Here is a 16,770-nt window from a genome sequence, read left to right as displayed (position 1 = left end):
CCGTGAAGCTCCTGTTCAACATCGCATGGACGCATGTCAGCACCCGGGTGCGGCAGACCCTCGTCGGCATGGCGGGCGTGGCCATGGGCGTCGGTTTCACCATCATGATGGCGGGCCTGATGCAGGGCTCTCAGCTCGACTTCCTGCGGCAGCTCGTCGACACCATGCCGCATATTACGATCGAGGATGAGCGGCGCTCGGTGCCGACGCAGCCGGCCGAGCAGGAATATGGCGCGGTCCAGATGTCCGACATCGCCAATGTCGGCAAGCGCCCCGGCATCAAATATCCTGAGACCGTGATGAGTTCGCTGCGCTCCTGGATACCAGGAGACGTCGCTCCCTCGGCGAAGACTACCGCGATCGTCAATCACGGCGGCGCGCGCATTGGCATCACCTTGACCGGCATCGACCCCCGCCGCGAGGTTCAGGTCTCGAAACTCGCCTCGCAAATGCGTGAGGGAAAGATCGATGACCTTTCACGTGCGCCGAACGGCATCATCATGGGCGAGGCTTTGGCCGAAAAAATCGGCGTAAAATCCGGCGACACCGTGCTCTTGATCGGCGGCCAGGGCATTCAATTGAACTCTACGGTGTCAGGGCTGTATCGCTCCGGCCTGAAGCGCGTCGATGAGAGCCATATCTATTCGTTAATGGGGCCGGCGCAGGTCATGATGGGACAAAACGGAGTCGTCAATCAGCTCCGGCTGCGGTTGAACGATCCCATGTTGGCGCAGAAGGTCGCCGCCCAGGTCGAAGCACAGACCGGCTACAAGTCGGTGTCCTGGCAGGAAGCCAATGCCGACCTGCTGTCATCCTTTACCGTGCGCGATTTCATCGTGCTCACGGTGATGGGTGCGATGCTGCTGACATCGTCCTTTGCCACCTACAACATCATCTCGACGATCACGCACGAGAAGCGCCAGGACATCGCCATCATGAAGTCGCTGGGGATGCGCGAGTATGCGGTGCGACGGATTTTCATCATCGAAGCCGCCATCATCGGCCTGGTCGGCATCCTGTTCGGGTGGGTCCTCGGCTACCTGCTCTGCTACGGCTGGTCGATGATCACGATCTTCAATCCGCTGACGGGCACCACTGTTCCGCTGTCGATCTACTACTCGGCAATGCACTATGTGGTCGTCGGCGGCATATCCCTTCTCTGCTGCGCAGGCGCGGCCTATTTCCCGGCGCGCAAGGCAACTTGCGTGCATCCCGTCGAAATCATCAGGGGAGCATCATGACCGAAGTCGCTTTGCAAGCGGTGGAGCTGGTTCGCCGGATCGAGGGCGATGTAGCGCACACGCTCGTCAACGGCATCGACCTTGCGGTGAACAGGGGCGAATTCGTCGCTATCACCGGACCGTCCGGATCGGGCAAGTCGTCCCTGCTCTACCTCCTCGGCCTGCTCGATGCGCCCAGCGAAGGCGAAGTCATGATCTGCGGGCAACCGACCTCGAAACTGTCGGAATCGGAACGGGCCGATGTCCGCCTGACCAAATGCGGCTTCGTGTTCCAGTTTCATTTCCTGCTGCCGGAATTCACCTCGCTCGACAATGTGCTGCTGCCGATGCGCGCCGCCGGCAAGATGGGCGAGGCCGAGATGCACGAACGCGGCCTTGCCCTACTCGGTTCGCTTGGGCTAGCCGAGCACGCCAACAAGCGCCCCAACCAGCTCTCCGGCGGCCAGCGCCAGCGCGTCGCCATCGCCCGCGCGCTCGCCAACCGCCCGGAGATCATCGTCGCCGACGAGCCGACGGGCGCGCTCGATACAAAATCGACGGAGCAGGTGTTTTCGATCCTTCGCGACATCGCCGACAATGGCCAGACCGTCATCGTGGTGACCCACGATCCCGCCCTGGCCGCGCGCGCCGACCGCCGCATCCACATCGTCGACGGCAAGGTCGCAGAAATAACGGGGCGGGATGAAGGCAGGCGGGTCTGTGAGATGGCGAATTAATCATACCGCGGCCGACGACAGTGGACGCTACACCCAAGCGCGCAGCGCTGTGATCTGGCGAAGTTCATTGGCTGCCATTGAGAGAGCGCCGATTTGACCTCGGTCAAGAGCATCTATCCCGATCGCCGATACCACCACATCGAACCAGATGTGAAATCCGGAGTTTGATTCTGATCAATCAATTTCGAAAAGAGTGCGAGCCATCGTTCGCGTTGAAGGCATGTCATCCAGCACATGAAGTTGCCGCTCACTTTGATCGTCGACGCAAATTACGGGCTGCTTCGATGTGCCAGGACATCCCCATTGCCTCAAACAGGCTCTCTGCCTGGTCCAGCAGTTCGGCTATGTGCTCGTGTTCTCCGCGAGCAACGCGTATCTCGGCGTCGCAGAGCTGCGTGACCGCAATCTCATGGCGCGCTCCTCTGGCAAGAGCGTTCTTCATCGCCAGAGCGAGATATTTTTCCGGCGAAGCCCGGCCATGTCCAGCAGCCGAGGCGCGAGCCATCGCGCGGTAAGCCATGGCTTCGCCCAACGGGTCATGCCGCCGACTACGCAACAGCGCACGCGCCGCGTGGCGCCTCGCCTGCTGCCATCGTTCGTTTTCAACCAAACAATCTGCCAACCAACCATGATTCAGTGAGACAAACAGTCCTCGATTGCGGTTCTCCAGCCATGACGTGGCATCTACGATCGCCTGCAATGATTTTTGGGATCGTTGCGTCATCCAACTCGCATATCCGCACAATGAAAGGCTCTGCGCATACAAATAGAGGCTCTTCACCCGCTCCGCGACATATTGGCCCTTAATCGCAGATGCTCGCGCGTCCTCCCAGCGGCCCTGCCACAAGTTGACGGCGCTTTCCAAACATAAAATCGAACCCTCAACCTCATGGCCTGAGTTTTGAACTGCGGCCAGGGCTTCCTCGAAACACGCATGCGCCTGTTCGAACAGCCCGCGGTCACCAAGCACCGATGCTTTGCAAGCCAACGAAAAAGCGAGTGCAACGGGGAGCCGGCCGCTTTTGCGGAACTGGCGCTTTATCGAGATTGCCTCGTCAAGCAACACGAGGGACTTGTCGTACTCCCCGGCTGCCGCGCAGGCCTGCCCCAGTACTGCTCGAATTTGCACAGCAAGTGGCTCGTCGCCGACGACCGAGGCGTGTGCGAGCGCGGCTTCAAGATGGCGTGTGGCACGAGCCAGTTCCCCTAGCGCGTAGTTGACATATCCCACCCAATACTCGGCCCGCGCAAGCGCGCGCTGATCATTATGAGCCGTCGCAAGGACAACCGCACGTCGCAGAAACTCAAGTTGGTCCCTCGACGGGTCAAACACGCACGCTAAAGCCAAGCGTTGCACTATAGAAATCCAGCGTTCGTAGTTTTCCTGGGATGCATCCGGATCCAGAGCGGTAAGAGCAGCGGCGTATTGGATTTGGGCACGGTCTAAAGCTGAGGCTGCGGCGGCTTTATCTCCCGCGGCCTCGGCGTACTGAGCGGCCTCGACCACCTGCCCGCATGCGCCGTAGTGATAAGCAAGCAGCTCCCAGGCTTCTTCTTGCATACCCGACGGTCCGTATTCTCTCAGCGTGTCAGCAATCCTTTTGTGCAACGCATTGCGCTGACGCAGACCGACTGAGTCGTAGATCACGTCCCGCGCAATGCCGTGCTTGAATCGAAGGGTTCCCGGTTGCTCGCCAGGAAAAATGAGATCTTGTGCAGCGAGCGTCGCGACAAGTGGATGACTTTCGCCACAGCCAGTGAGCTTTTCGAGCAGCCAAGTGGGAATGACATTGCCAATAACGGCTGCCGTGCGAACCAGATCAATCTGCTCGGGCTTCAATCGTTCGACACGGGATTCTATCAGCTTGTCCAACCATGCCTCGCCGCTGTGAATGCGGCCAATGCGGTGGTGATCCGGACTGTCGTGAGCGACGGAGTGGCATAGCTCCTCGATAAATAACGGATTGCCACCCGAGAGCTCCCTGATCCTTGTAACGGTGAAAGGATTGCTTCCAGGAAGCAATTGACGAATGATTTCCTCTGCTTCGTCGGCGCTGAAAGGCGCAAGAGTCAAGATGGTCGCGCCAGCGACTGCCACATTGCCATCCCCAAGTTCGCGGCTTGCGACGAGCACGAACAATGTTCGATTATCACCGCGTCTTATTGCTTCGAGCACCTGACGCGACGCGATATCTGCCCACTGCCAATCGTCGATGAACAGCACCACGGGTTTCGAGGCGACCAAGACATCGAAAAGCTTGCATATTGCGGCAATTGTGTTTTCCGGAGCGACGTTGCGCGATTCCAATTGACTGTTCACGGAATCCAGCGAAAGAGCGCGCAGGAACTCAAGCCGATACTTGAGAAGATCTGGATCGATCTCTGCGAGCGCTTTCTCAAGTACCTCAGCGGCGCGCGCAGTCGTCATTGCATGGTCCAGGCCCAACAACGACCGGAGAATCTGGAGAAATGGCTGCAAGGGCTCGGCGCTTAGATAACTTTCGCAGTAGCCTCGCAGTATCTGGCAATCGGAATTTGCCGGACCGCGGAGAAATTCCTCGACGAGCCGGGTCTTTCCCATACCCGCAGGTGCGACGATCGCAACATACTGCGGCTTCCCTTTTATTATGTCGTAGAGGCTCCCCTTCAAAGCCTGTAGTTCGGTTTGGCGGCCTATAAAGGATGTTAGCCCCCGCATCGATCTGGCTTGGAATCGTGTGCCGACGCCAGTGCGACCGAGGATTCCGTAGACCGCGATCGGCTGGATTATCCCTTGGAGGCTAAGGGATCGCCTGGGCGTAGTCTCGTAGAAATGGCTTTCAGCGCCTAGCGTTTCTTCGCTGACTAAGATCTCGTCGCTTTGCGCAACATCGGAAAGGCGCGCTGCAACATTTACGGTGTTGCCTAGCAGATCAAGTCTTCCGTGAAGATCATCGCCGCCGGCAAGAAGTACCAGGCCTGAGTGAATTCCTGTATGCAGGTGCAGAGGCGGCAAAGCGCGGGGCGAGAGGTCAAGCGGAATTCTTCGAACGAATTCGTGAAGATCAAGTGCTGCCTCGGTCGCTCGACGTCCATCGTCCTCATGTGTTTCCGGATAGCCGAAGCTTGCCAGCAAGCCATCTCCCCGGATCTGAACAATTGTTCCGCCATGCCTTGGGATGATGTCTTCGTAGGCGCGCCAGAGGTGACTCAGCAAATCCGAAAATTCTTCGGCTTCCATACTGGCAGCGAGGCGGGCAGAATCTGACAAATCCGAAAAGAGGATTGCAAGATATCTGCGCTGTGATCTTGCTTCTTCCTGTCTTCGATTAGTCATGTCGCTCACCGTGCCACGTAAAGGGCTTCCTTTTGGGACGGCAGTTCCGAACTCATCACCTCGGCAGTAAGAGCAGGCAGGGCGTCACCGGTCTTTTCAGCCGGCTCGTCGAAAAGTTGAGTGACACGAACTTTATATCTTTTTGCCCATGCGTGCGAGCGTAGAAGTTTGGCGGAGAAAACGGGAGGTATTGGGGCGGCAATCGCGCGGTCCCTCCCTGCGCCGGTCGCCCTTACGTAGGCTCACGGCCAGTTGCAGTGGCGACATGGTCGGCCGCAGCTGCGTGAATTCCAGCAATCCGGCCAACATGCCGAGCATAACGCCGATGGCCATCTTGTAGCCCGGGCAGGCGTGGGTGGGGTGGTCTTTTTTGCTGCGCTTGCCGCCAAAGATCAGGTAGCGGCCGCGATGGTCTTTGATCAGGCATTCGTGTGTGGCTGAGACGATGCTCACGACTATCCTGTCCCCTGGACGGACTTCGACTTGCCCCAGAGAATGCCGCTCAAGCGCGGTGCGCCACACAAGCTCCGGAACCGGTCGCAACAGGAGGGTTCGTTCCAACGGCCACCTCAGGACCCGACAGGCTTTCTTCAACGGGTCTTCGGTCTTATCGGTCAGATAGTCGAGCTGATAGTCCCAAAGCGAGCGGTCGTTGACCCACTCGTAGAGCGCTCCACGGATATTGCCGTCGACAGTGGGAAGAAATCCCATCATCACGCCGATCAGCGTGCTCGTCAGCTGCGCCTGATCCTTGGAGAACGCGTCGAACAACGCTTTTCCGAGTATCCCTCTCCCGCCATACATCATCTCGAACAAGAAATTGCGTTGCGCGTCGAGGAGCTGGCGGACTGCATTGAACAATTCCTTGCCGTGCTGCTGGCCCACCAAGGTCGCCTGAGGGCCAGGGTTGGGCTGGAACATATATCGTGACGGCGAGTGGAAGTGGCCTGGGCAGGTCGGAAAATCGCGTCGCCAATGCCAGCCGCCAAAGGCCACATACTTGCCGTCGGGCACGCCAAACCATTCGTTGCTGATATGCGCCAGAATGTCGTCGACGATATCCTTCACCTCCAATTTTACCTCGGTGTTGGGCGGGACGATGCGCTCCAGGGTATCCTGGGTATGTTTAAGGGCGCTTTCGAAGGCGTCCCGAACGGTGACTTTCATGATCGCTTTGTTGGCCGGGCAAGCCTCGGCGCGGTACTTCGAGGTGGGCAGTTCATCATCGTCCTTACCGAGATAGATCTCGCCGAAGGACGCGCGCATGCGCTCAGCATACCCCGTCACCGTGTAGTACGATCTCTTGTTACGGAAGACGTCGTTCACTAACTTTTTGCTGCACACCAACACCCCATATGGTGTCCGCAGCACCCCGCCGTGCAACTCCCGTATTGCCGCCCACACCGCCTGGCTGGCGCCCGACATGCGTGCGCTTATGTCCTCGAGCGCAATCTTCCATTGCTCCGCGGCCGAATCGAACCCCTTGTGCTGTTCGACGAGCTGGAGTTTGGTGATGATCTCCTCGCCTTTGCGCGCCTGCATGGCGAGCCGCAAGGCGCGCTGGTCCTCCTTCTTCTTGCGATGATGGTCGTCCGTGCCCTTCTCGGTCTTTGCTGCCACGTCTGCGATCTCCTTGAGTTCGGCGATCGCCTTGATCGAAGGTACGAAGGCGTAGAGACCCCATTCCAGCTTGACGATCGGCTTGTCCGGCGGCAGCTCCACCACCTTCTCCTTGCCACTGTCATCGTAAAAAACGAAGCGGTGCGGATCGCCGTCCTGCGGCACGCCGAGAAACGGATCGCGCAGAGCCGAGTAGCTGTCGGGATTGCTGCTGTTGCTGCCGCTCAGCCACCCCTGGATGACCTCGAACTGCTCCGCGATCGAGGCGTTGTACGCCATGAAGAACAGCCCGCGCTCGGCGTCCGATTTCTCTTCGAATCGTGGGCCATAGGACATGCCGCGTCGCACGATGCGGGGTACGGAACGCTTGTCATCGTCCCGAAGGTCGCGAGGATTGGCGCGTCGAATATGGGCTTGGAACGGGCATGCCTTTCCATTGGGATCACTCGCATAGCTGAAGTCGTTGCCCTCGACCTCGCCTTGAATCAAAGCTTTTCCGTCGACCCCGCGACCCATGAACTTCGCTATCGCGTCCTCCGGCTTTAATTCGCTCTTTTTCAGCACGTCACGCAGGACCCCCACCTCCTGCTTGAGCTTGCGCACCACCAGAAAGGTGCTGTCATCCCACAGCTCGCCGTTGAGCGGCGGATCGCCGAGTGAGTTCCTGTAACCGAGCAGCAGATCCCCAGGCACGGCTTCGTCTGAGTAGAATGACGCTTGCGAAGCCGCTTCGAGGGTGGGCTGGCTGATGCCGTCCACAAAGCCAAAGTGGTCCCGCGAAGGCCCGCTTCCCGAGCCGGCCAGGCGCCGCATGCACTGGACCGAAAGGATCTGCACGCCTTTGCCGGAAAGCTTGCGGTCGAATTGACTGACCGCGCCCCACAAAGGATGGCTGTCGCGGGTGAACTCCTGCCATTCGTCCGACGGACCCTTGCACGTGTACTGGATGATCGCATGGACCGACGACAACTCCACGCGCTCGGGCTCGCCCTGTGGCGGCTCCGGCCAGTTGCGCTCCGGGAGGGACCAGTTGCCAGGATGGTTGTCGCGCACATCGCCGAGAATGCTGGCCCGCGCTGCCATACCCTCGCGAAACTCGTATGGCAGCAGGTCGAAGGTGCCCTTCTGCATCCCCGCGCGCGTGAGTCCCTGGGCGGTGAATCCGAGGTTAACGAACGGCGTCGCTGTCGCCGCCTTGCGGGCTGCGGCGGTGCTGGTGTCCTTTATTTTCGGCTCAAGGTATTCGAGCATGTCGCGCGCTGCCGCGGAATCCTTGAGCTTGACCAGCAGGAGGCATGCATGCGTGGCATCCTCGTAAGGTTTGACAATGCCGCCTTGGATCCTCAGGGGATTCTTGCAGGGGTCCCATTCCACTCTCGCGGGGTTTTGGACAGGGCGCGCCTTGGGTTTGGAGAACCAACGCAGCGCTGCTCGCTCAGTCGGGTTGCGCCCTTTATCCGGATCTGTGCTGATGAGACACTCGGCGCGATTGCCCAACAAATGCCTTGCGGCGCGCAGCAGGAAGTCGTCGTCGTTCGCACCCGGAGGCGGCGGATACATGTCGGTCAGCCGATAGAGCGCGGTCAGGGCCGGTAGCGCCTGCTTGAAAATTTCTTCCCGGTCAGCTTCCTTTCGCGGGGCCGCACCGATGTGCTGTTGCTCATTGTTCGGTTGATTGAGGTCGGTCGCGACCTTGCTCCGAAGATAGTGCAGATCGTTCACGGTCAGCGAACTGGCGTTGTAGAAGAACCCGGTCTCGACCTGCGCCGAGCGGACCCAGTTCGCGTAGGCGGGGAAGCTGTGATTGTAGGAGTCCAGATAGCCTTCGCAGTTGCAGAAGATCACGTCCAGAAGCGGCCCGAGATCGCGCCAAATGCGGCGCATGTAGGGCTCCCACCCGCCGTCGAATGCGACCGCAAGCAGCAGCCGCTTTGGTGGCTCCTCTCCGACAATCGCAAGGCGAAAGGAGTGGATCGCCCGTATCCGGTCGACCGCATCAGCGATCAGTGGGGTCGGCTCCGCCTCCAGCGATGAAACGCGCAGGGCATTCAGCGTCTTCAACAGCAGCCGCAGCCGGCTTTCGTAGCTGCGCGAGTCCAGTGCTGGGATCAGCCCGGGCCTGATGGTTGCAGCTAGGGTGAGGTCGCTGACGCCCAAGAGGCTCTTCGATTTGCTCTGTACATCAATCGGCATGGCGGTTCCCCTCATTCCCTGACCTTGCAATTGAGTTCGCTAGAGTGGCGGGCGCACCCGCATGACCGGCCTTGGCGAGGGCCTATAAGGCTGCCCGACTGTGAGCATGTTCAACGCGCGCTCCGCCTGCATCAGCGCATCTAGCGCTCCCTCCAATGCGGCCGCTTGGGCCGCAAGCAGTTGCAAATTGTTGTGCTTCCGCACCGGCTCATCATCTTCCTTCTTCTCATCTTCCTTCTTCAGCGCCGGTTCATTATTTTCGCTCTTCAGCACCGGTTCGTCGATTGCCTGGCGGATCAAATCGCGAAGCGGCTTGCCATGCTGTCCTTGCGACGCCGCCCAGGTCAGCCCGGCAAGGCTCCGCGAAAGGCTGTCCCGCAGCACATTGAGCCGCACCCATCGATGCTCGTTCCAGCCGTCGGACGGCTCGCCACAAGGCCGCGCCGCCGGGAGAGCATACCGCTTGAGCAGCTTGAGCGCCGCCGCGCGCCCCAGCTCGGCCAAATCCCTGATCTGGTCGCCGGTCATCCGGATGTTCAGGCCACCGATGCCAGGAGGCAGCCCCACCCGCGCGACCCGTTCGCGTACCCCCGGCAGGCGGGCCAGCGTCGCGTCGTTCCAGTTCGTCGCCGTCGAGACAATCGCGCTGAAGAAGCCGGCCAACCTTTCGAACACCTTGCGCTCAGTCTCGAACTCGTTCCATTGATCCTGCCCGCCTTGGAGATGGTCTTCCGGCAGCCACACAGCACCGGATCTTCGTTCCTCATCTTCCAACGGAGCGAACCAGGCGCCTGCTGCGCCTTCCTTCGTTTTCGCGCGTCTGGGAAGCTCATGCAGTGCGATGCCGAAGGTGGGCCAGGAAGGGATAGGGCTGTCGAAGAGATGAATCGGGAAGGTCGAACAGATGCCGCCGTCGCAAAAGAGGCAGCGTCTGAACACGGATTGCTCGCCCCGTTCGTCGAGACTCCAAAGCGGCACCGCCTGGAATAGAACTGGAAAGCTGATGCTCATGCGGGCGGCCACCAGGATCGGGAGGTGCTCCCTCGGCAGCAGATACAATGGCTCCTCCGCGCTCTCCGCGAGCGGCGGCCGAACGAGCGACACGAACCAGCGAACCGCACGACGAAGCAGGCCGCCTGGAGCGACTTCGACCCGCGCCGGCTTGGCCGCCCCCCTGTACAAGTTCTCTTCCCCCGTAACGGGGTCTGCCATCATGTATTCGACGACTTTCTTGGGAAACAGTTTGCGCATCTCGCTCGCGCGGAAGTAGAGCAGGGGGTCGTCCGCTCCGCCGTCCTCTTTCAGCGGAAAGACGTATGGCCGCCCGTGAGTCACGTTGGCTGTGAACATTTGCAGGTTGATCGAACTGGCCCCCGGGCAGGGGTCGTTCAGCGTTTCCTGCGGCGAGCCCGGCGCGTTCGCCAAGTCCGCGAAGGTCAACGGGTCGTCATCCGTCTCGCGGCCGGCAATCACCTGGATCAGACCGTGCAGCCAGTCTGTTAGCGGCGGATGTGGCGACTGCCCCGAGCCGCTACACAAGCCATAGTCGTGCCGCACCATGCGGCGGAGGTCGCGTACAACCAACGCGAACACCGCAACCGCAATCAAAATAAGGGAGAGCATCGTCGCGCTGATGCCGATCAGGAAGGCGAACAACCAGTCAATGTCGCCTTGCACGGCGTCCGCGAGCGCGATGAACCAGATGATCGCGAGGGCGATCCAGATGAGGACGATCCACGACCTCGTATAGGCGCACACCACCCCGACTGCCAATGTAGCCAGTTTGCGGTCTGGCCTGGCGAAGCCGGGTAACAGCGCATCGAACAGATGCCTGTTCTCCTTCTCGGGCTGGAAAAGCCATTCGAGTCGAGTCTTGCCGCCTTCCAATTCGTCGGCGACGGCCGCGGTGCGCTCCAGCATGATCCGGAAACCGTCCGACGAACCGTGCCGACGCCGGTATTCGGCGGCGGCGGCCAACGCTGCTGCGCCGGCACCTGACGACGCTCCGCCGATGCTGTTGAAACGATAGACGGAGGCCAGCGTGAATATGGCTGCCGGATAGGCAATCGAACTCGTGACGCCCCCGGTCAGAATCAGATCGCAATAGCGATCTCTCGGCGCCCGGTCTTCGAAGCCAGGCAGTGGCTTCCTGCCAGGTAGTGGCTTCCTGGTGGACATTCGAACTCCTCACTCGAACCACCGACACCACCGCCCCTGCAGAATAGACCTGGCGTTGGCAACTTCTGGTGAGCTACTTCACATTCACCGACTCATTTTGCGCTGACAATTGATGATCGATTGCGCCAGCCTTGCGCTTCGTCGGCTTCGCACGCGATCAGTTGTCCAGACACGATATGGACGTCGTGTTCCTGACCGGCGATTCCGCAAGGCTCATTTCGAGTCAGCAAGGCGACCACAAACGCCGTGTCGTCGGCTCAAATCGTCGAATGAACCTCGACCCCGGTCAGTAAGCGCTTCAAGCTCGTGGAACACGCGGCGCAATGAGCAAAACAAGAGGCTAGTCTATCGGATGTTTTCGAGAAGCTGGCGGAGAGGGAGGGATTCGAACCCCCGATAGGCTTGCACCTATGCCGCATTTCGAGTGCGGTGCATTCAACCACTCTGCCACCTCTCCAGGCGCCAAGACAGGCCGGAATCGGCCCTGCGGTCGGGGCGTGTTCTAGGCGAGGAAGCCGGGGCAGACAAGGCGCAAGGTGCGAGAAATTCGCCCCGAATGGCGGACCGGACAGCTATCGGAGGAAAATGGGTGGGACCGTCAGACGCGACAAAAAACTGACGGTCCCGTGCCGCTGCTTTGAAATTCTGGCCGGGAAGTGCGGCTTCGCCGGTCAGCGGAGCGACACGGGCGACGGTAGCAAGGCGGCGCGAAACGGCAACGCGAACTGGGTTTTAACCTAACCAGTCAACCTTACTACCCGCGCCAAACGTTAATCCGAGCGCTAAGCCTTGGCCCTCTTCGCCTTTTTCTCGTCCTTGCCATCGTCCTTGCGGCGGTTGGTGAAGCGGGCATTGCCGAGGCCGGTGCCGATGGTCAGGACGCCCCAGCGGTCGACATCCTGCATGAAGGGAACCTCGGAAAGACCCTGTACCACGCCGTCATTATGCATCAACACGGCGGTGTCGTGGTCGCCGATCTGCGGGATCGCTTCCACCAGGCTTGCCGGCAGATTGAACTTGGAGCTCTCCCAATTACCGGGCAGGTTCTGCGCGCCCTTTTCGATCGAGCCATCCGCATCGATCACGCCGGGACAGGCGATGCCGATGAAGGGAGCAAGCTTCAGTCCTTCGGTTTCGGCCTCGCCGATCAAATCCTTCAGCATCCTGACCAGCCGCTTCACCGCGCCTTCGCGCGTCGGCTCATCGTCGGCGTGCCGCCACAGCTCGGACCTCCAGACCGCGGCCTTGGAAAGGTCGGGCGCCTTCTTCCATCGCGATTCTACGACGCCGCAGCGGATATTGGTGCCACCAATATCGACCGCAAGGATGCTGTCGTGGGCCTCGAAGATCCATGACGGCGCCAGATGCAGCGTGCCGATCAGGCCCGCATCATCGGGATGAAAGCGGATCGGCACCAGATCGACCTCGAACTCTTCCGCCTTGATGAGGATATCGGTGCGTGCGATAGCAAGCTCGCCGACCCGGCTCTGCCTGAAACCACCGCCCACCACGATGCGCTCTGTATCCGCCCACGCCTTGGACTTGAGCAAGCGCCGCGTCACATAGGCCAGTTCCTGCGCGAATTCCTCGATCGCGCTGTGCACCAGCGCGGCGGCGGCGATGTCGTCGCCGAACAACGCCTCGTCCAGCTCGCTCTTGGCAATGTCGCCGCTCGCCTTCTTGCCCAGCGGATCGTCGCCGTTTTTCTTCAGCGGCTTGCGCAGGTCGTCCAGGATTTTGCGGAACGCCTTCTTGCTGGCGCGATCTCCGAGGAAGCCCTCCTCGTCCTTCAATTCGACGTTGAAGCTATCGACCTCGACCGATGGCAGGCGCGTAGCCCCGTGGTGGGCGATGCCCGTGGACGTAACGATGTCTTCTGCCATGGTTGCCAGCCCTGCCGGATCGTTTGGCGACAACGGGCGGGGAACCCATTGGTTTCAAGGAAGGCGAATGGGGAGTAGCGAATTGCGAATGGGCGTGGCGAATAGAGGTGCCCTCTCGCTATTGGCCACCCCATCATTCGCTCTTTTCGGCCCAAATTGCTCATTTTTGGCGGCTTTTCCGGCCGTTTCGCCTTGACTCGCGGCTTTCTGCCGCTATAAGTCCCCGCATCCGGCGCGGGGAGCTCTCGCGCCGCTTGTTTTTGCGCGAATTCTCAAGGGGTCGCTCCCCGGCCGCGCGAAAATCGTACCCATAACGACTGACCAAAAAGCCGACCCGGATAGCCCTCATGGGCAGATGTCCGAGGCCGGGATTGAACACGAAGGAAAAAAACGATGTTCGCAGTCATCAAGACCGGCGGCCGGCAGTACCGCGTCGTCCCGGATGATGTGCTCGAGATAGGCAAGATCGCCGGCGAAGTCGGCACGATCGTGCAGCTTGGCGAGGTTCTGGTGGTCGGCGGTGACACGCCGGTGCTGGGCACGCCGACGGTGGCAGGTGCTTCCGTTGCAGCCGAGGTGCTGGACCACAAGCGCGGCCCCAAGGTGATCGCTTTCAAGAAGCGTCGCCGCAAGAATTCGCGCCGCAAGCGCGGCTATCGCGACGAGATCACGGTGCTTCGCGTCACCGAGATCCTGACCGATAACAAGCAGCCTTCGATCGGCCCGCGGCCGAAGAAGGAAAAGGTCGCCGCATCCGCCGCCGAAGGCGACGAGAAGTGATAAGCCTCGATCAAGATTTGAGGCACGACAAAAAGTGAAATGATTCCGTCAAGGAATTGATCTAGAGATATCTGCGAAGTCGGAGACGAGCTATGGCTCACAAAAAAGCAGGCGGTTCATCGCGAAACGGGCGCGATTCGAAAGGCAAGCGCCTTGGCATCAAGGCCTTTGGCGGCGAACACGTGATTCCCGGCAACATTATCGCGCGTCAGCGCGGCACCACCTGGCATCCCGGCCTTAATGTCGGCATGGGCACCGACCATACTCTCTTTGCCAAGGTCGAAGGTCATGTCGAGTTTCGTGCAAAAGCCAATGGTCGCACTTTCGTATCGGTAGTTCCGATGACGGAGGCGGCCGAATAGACGGTGGACACAATCGAGTCCGCCGGATCCTGTTGAACCGGCGGAGTCGAAATGGGCTCCAGGGGAGGCGGGAAACCGGCCTCCCCTTTTTCATTTTGCGCATTTTCGCAATCAGGAGCCGACATGTTGCAGGACATCCCGATCCAAACCCCGAGCTTGCGTGGGACGAGTAGCTGCGTCCTCGAGACCGAACGGCTGACGTTGCGCCGGCCGACGCTCGCGGACGTAAAAGCGATTGCGCATCTCGCCAATGATCGCCGCATTGCGGAAAACACCCGCCGCCTGCCGCATCCCTACCTGCAGGACCATGCGGTCGAGTTCGTGCGCGCAAAGGCCGCCGACACCAGCGAGACGGCGTTTCTGATCGAACACAATTTTTCGCCGATCGGCATGGTCGGCATCGATCGCAGCGAGCCGGACGCGCCGGAACTCGGCTACTGGCTCGGCGTCGCCCATTGGGGCCAGGGTTTCGGCACCGAAGCCGCGCGCGCGGTGATCGATTTCTTTTTCGAGGAATTCGATGGCGAGCATCTGATTTCAGGCGCCCGCGTCGCCAATCCGGCCTCGCGCAATATCCTGGAGAAATGCGGCTTCCAGTGGTGCGGCGTCGAGCTGCACCGCTTCGAGGCGCTGGGCTCCTCAACCCCGGTCGATCGCTTCCGCCTGACGCGCAGCGTGTGGTGGTCGCTGAAGAACTGGGGGGCGTCGACGAGGAGAGAGCGGTAGTCTTCGTCATTGCGAGCAAAGCGAAGCAATCCATGTCGCGGCATAACGGATAGATGGACTGCTTCGTCGCTTTCGCTCCTCGCAACGACGGCAAGAGCGCCAATCACGCCGGCGGATTGACCACCGGCTCCTCGCGCCCTAGCTTCTGCTCGCGCAGGAAGATATAGAACCCCGCGCCGATGATGATGGCGGCGCCGATCAGGGTCGAGATCGACGGCACGTCGCCGAATACGACGAAGCCGAAGATCACCGCCCACACGATCATCGAATATTGATAGGGCACCACGACACTGGCCGGCGCCAATTTCAGCGACCGGTTGATGCACAGCAGCGCGACGACCGACGTAATTCCTGCCACCGCGAACAGACCCAGGCTGCCAAACGTCGGCGTCACCCAGCCAATCGGCGACATCAGCGCGCCGAGCAGGAACGTGCCGCCGAACTGCGAGGTCGTCAGCACGATGTCCGGCGTGTCCCGCAGCGACCGCGTGATCAGCATCAGGAACGCAAATGACAGGCTGCCGCCCAGCGCGATCATCGCGGGCCAGCTCACGGTCTGCGTGGATGGGCGGAGCGCAATCAGCACGCCGCAAAACCCGATCAGGATCGCGGTCCAGCGCCGCCAGCCGACCCGCTCGCCGAGCACGATGCCGGAGAGCGCGGTGACGAAGATCGGCGAGGCCAGATAATAGGTGATGACATCAGCGAGCGGCAGATAGACCGTGGCGAGGAAGAAGGCCGCGACCTCGAGCGTCGAGAGCGTCACCCGAAGCAGCTGCAGCCAAGGGCGTTCGAAGCGCTTAAACTCCGAGCGCTGCTTCCAGATCACCGGCAACAACACCAGCAGCGCCGCGCAGGCGCGCAGCCAGAGCAACTGCCCGACCGAATAGGTCGCCACCATGAATTTTCCGAGCGCATCGCCGAATGAGAACATGAAGATCGACAGCAGCATCAAGCCGATGCCGGCCAGGCGCGCGGAACGCTCGTCATAGCTGGAGATTTTGCCGAACAGGCTCATGACGTTTCCTGCTTCTTGCTCTTCGTCATGGCCAGCATGTTCCGGCCATCGTATCTTTGCGCAGCTCTTGTAACGGCGTGGATGGCTGGGACAAGCCCGTAAGTGCCGATTGAGGCGTATCGATTGCCGCAGCCGCGGCGCCGCGATACCGGTATCTCTTGAGGAAACGTCAGGAAGCTCGATATGGCCGACTTCGACCCGACAACGCATCGCATGGTGAGCGAACAGCGCTGGTTCGAAGACTTCGTGCTTGGCGAACGCTTCGTGATCCCGAGCCGAACCCAGACCTCCGCGGTGTTTGCCGCCTTCCAGACCGCGAGCGGCGACACCCATCCGATCCACTATGACGTCGAATATTGCCACGCCCGCGGCATGCCCGACCTGCTCGCGCACGGCTTTCAGACCCTGGTCCACACCGCGCCGGGCGCCGGGCTGTTTCCCTATCTCGTCGAGGAATCGCTGGTCGGCTTCCTCGAACAGTCGAGCCGGTTCTTAAAGCCGGTCTATGCCGGCGATACCATCTACCCGGCGCTCGAAGTGATCGAACTCGTCCCCGGCCGCACGACCGGCGTGGTGACGCTGCGCTCGACCGTGTTCAACCAGCGAAAGGAACTGGTGTTGGAAGGAACACAGAAATTTCTGGTGCGGCGGCGGCCGTCATCATAGCGACCGTCCGCGTCTGGCCCGGAAACGCAAAAACGGCCGAAAATTAAGGCTTTTCGCCAGTGTGGTACCGC

The 16,770-nt window shown here is 60.5% G+C and carries 11 protein-coding genes and 1 tRNA gene; 6 read left to right on the top strand and 6 right to left on the bottom strand.

Annotation, left to right across the window (positions count from 1 at the left end; translation table 11 throughout):
* Positions 1–2: 2 nt before the first annotated feature.
* Positions 3–1,241 (top strand): ABC transporter permease, encoded by a 1,239-nt coding sequence (locus J6524_RS28910; RefSeq protein WP_225676967.1) that lies wholly within the window; start codon positions 3–5, stop codon positions 1,239–1,241.
* A complete protein-coding gene (locus J6524_RS28905) occupies positions 1,238–1,957 on the top strand; it encodes an ABC transporter ATP-binding protein (protein ID WP_225676965.1) in 720 nt (239 codons plus the stop codon). Before J6524_RS28910 ends, J6524_RS28905 begins: the two co-directional genes overlap by 4 nt.
* Before the next feature lie 247 nt (positions 1,958–2,204).
* On the opposite strand, the gene J6524_RS28900 is transcribed toward J6524_RS28905, so the two are convergent.
* The 5 genes from J6524_RS28900 to J6524_RS28880 form a co-directional block, all read right to left on the bottom strand.
* On the bottom strand, positions 2,205–5,273 hold the full coding sequence (locus J6524_RS28900) for an ATP-binding protein (protein WP_225676963.1): 3,069 nt from the start codon (positions 5,271–5,273) through the stop codon (positions 2,205–2,207).
* Between the two features lie 132 nt (positions 5,274–5,405).
* Positions 5,406–9,086 (bottom strand): Dyp-type peroxidase domain-containing protein, encoded by a 3,681-nt coding sequence (locus J6524_RS28895; RefSeq protein WP_225676961.1) that lies wholly within the window; start codon positions 9,084–9,086, stop codon positions 5,406–5,408.
* Positions 9,087–9,125: 39 nt separating this feature from the next.
* Complete coding sequence (locus J6524_RS28890; RefSeq protein WP_225676959.1) at positions 9,126–11,264, bottom strand: patatin-like phospholipase domain-containing protein; 2,139 nt, start codon at positions 11,262–11,264, stop codon at positions 9,126–9,128.
* 367 nt (positions 11,265–11,631) lie between these two features.
* Positions 11,632–11,721: transfer RNA gene (locus tag J6524_RS28885), tRNA-Ser, on the bottom strand.
* A gap of 325 nt (positions 11,722–12,046) precedes the next feature.
* Positions 12,047–13,147, bottom strand: coding sequence for an ROK family protein (locus tag J6524_RS28880; protein WP_225676957.1), 1,101 nt, complete (start codon positions 13,145–13,147; stop codon positions 12,047–12,049).
* 393 nt (positions 13,148–13,540) lie between these two features.
* Here J6524_RS28880 and rplU point away from each other — a divergent pair, with 393 nt between their 5' ends.
* The 3 genes from rplU (at position 13,541) to J6524_RS28865 (ending at position 15,015) form a co-directional block, all read left to right on the top strand.
* Entirely contained in the window at positions 13,541–13,927 is a 387-nt protein-coding gene (gene rplU, locus J6524_RS28875; protein WP_225676955.1) for a 50S ribosomal protein L21, read from the top strand.
* Between the two features lie 92 nt (positions 13,928–14,019).
* Complete coding sequence (gene rpmA / locus J6524_RS28870; protein ID WP_225676953.1) at positions 14,020–14,289, top strand: 50S ribosomal protein L27; 270 nt, start codon at positions 14,020–14,022, stop codon at positions 14,287–14,289.
* A 123-nt stretch (positions 14,290–14,412) separates the two neighbouring features.
* Entirely contained in the window at positions 14,413–15,015 is a 603-nt protein-coding gene (locus J6524_RS28865; RefSeq protein ID WP_225676951.1) for a GNAT family N-acetyltransferase, read from the top strand.
* Positions 15,016–15,118: 103 nt separating this feature from the next.
* Here the strand turns inward: J6524_RS28865 and J6524_RS28860 are convergent, their stop codons facing one another.
* On the bottom strand, positions 15,119–16,033 hold the full coding sequence (locus tag J6524_RS28860; RefSeq protein ID WP_225676949.1) for a DMT family transporter: 915 nt from the start codon (positions 16,031–16,033) through the stop codon (positions 15,119–15,121).
* 183 nt (positions 16,034–16,216) lie between these two features.
* On the opposite strand from J6524_RS28860, the gene J6524_RS28855 reads away from it, so the two are divergent.
* Positions 16,217–16,699: a MaoC family dehydratase gene (locus J6524_RS28855; RefSeq protein WP_225676947.1), complete on the top strand. Its 483-nt coding sequence runs from the start codon at positions 16,217–16,219 to the stop codon at positions 16,697–16,699.
* Positions 16,700–16,770: the final 71 nt, after the last annotated feature.

Origin of the sequence: Bradyrhizobium hereditatis (assembly GCF_020329435.1) — a bacterium.
In the GTDB taxonomy this organism is placed as follows: domain Bacteria; phylum Pseudomonadota; class Alphaproteobacteria; order Rhizobiales; family Xanthobacteraceae; genus Bradyrhizobium; species Bradyrhizobium hereditatis.
The sequence above is the reverse complement of the archived record's forward strand: the minus strand, read 5'-3'. Positions and strand labels throughout refer to the sequence as shown.

What these genes read in the sequence shown, in the direction of transcription:
- rplU (WP_225676955.1), top strand. Translation starts at nt 13,541, where the DNA reads ATGTTCGCAGTCATCAAGACCGGCGGCCGGCAGTACCGCGTCGTCCCG.
- rpmA (WP_225676953.1), top strand. Translation starts at nt 14,020, where the DNA reads ATGGCTCACAAAAAAGCAGGCGGTTCATCGCGAAACGGGCGCGATTCG.
- J6524_RS28890 (WP_225676959.1), bottom strand. Translation starts at nt 11,264, where the DNA reads ATGTCCACCAGGAAGCCACTACCTGGCAGGAAGCCACTGCCTGGCTTC.
- J6524_RS28900 (WP_225676963.1), bottom strand. Translation starts at nt 5,273, where the DNA reads ATGACTAATCGAAGACAGGAAGAAGCAAGATCACAGCGCAGATATCTT.
- J6524_RS28860 (WP_225676949.1), bottom strand. Translation starts at nt 16,033, where the DNA reads ATGAGCCTGTTCGGCAAAATCTCCAGCTATGACGAGCGTTCCGCGCGC.
- J6524_RS28880 (WP_225676957.1), bottom strand. Translation starts at nt 13,147, where the DNA reads ATGGCAGAAGACATCGTTACGTCCACGGGCATCGCCCACCACGGGGCT.
- J6524_RS28895 (WP_225676961.1), bottom strand. Translation starts at nt 9,086, where the DNA reads ATGCCGATTGATGTACAGAGCAAATCGAAGAGCCTCTTGGGCGTCAGC.
- J6524_RS28855 (WP_225676947.1), top strand. Translation starts at nt 16,217, where the DNA reads ATGGCCGACTTCGACCCGACAACGCATCGCATGGTGAGCGAACAGCGC.
- J6524_RS28905 (WP_225676965.1), top strand. Translation starts at nt 1,238, where the DNA reads ATGACCGAAGTCGCTTTGCAAGCGGTGGAGCTGGTTCGCCGGATCGAG.
- J6524_RS28865 (WP_225676951.1), top strand. Translation starts at nt 14,413, where the DNA reads ATGTTGCAGGACATCCCGATCCAAACCCCGAGCTTGCGTGGGACGAGT.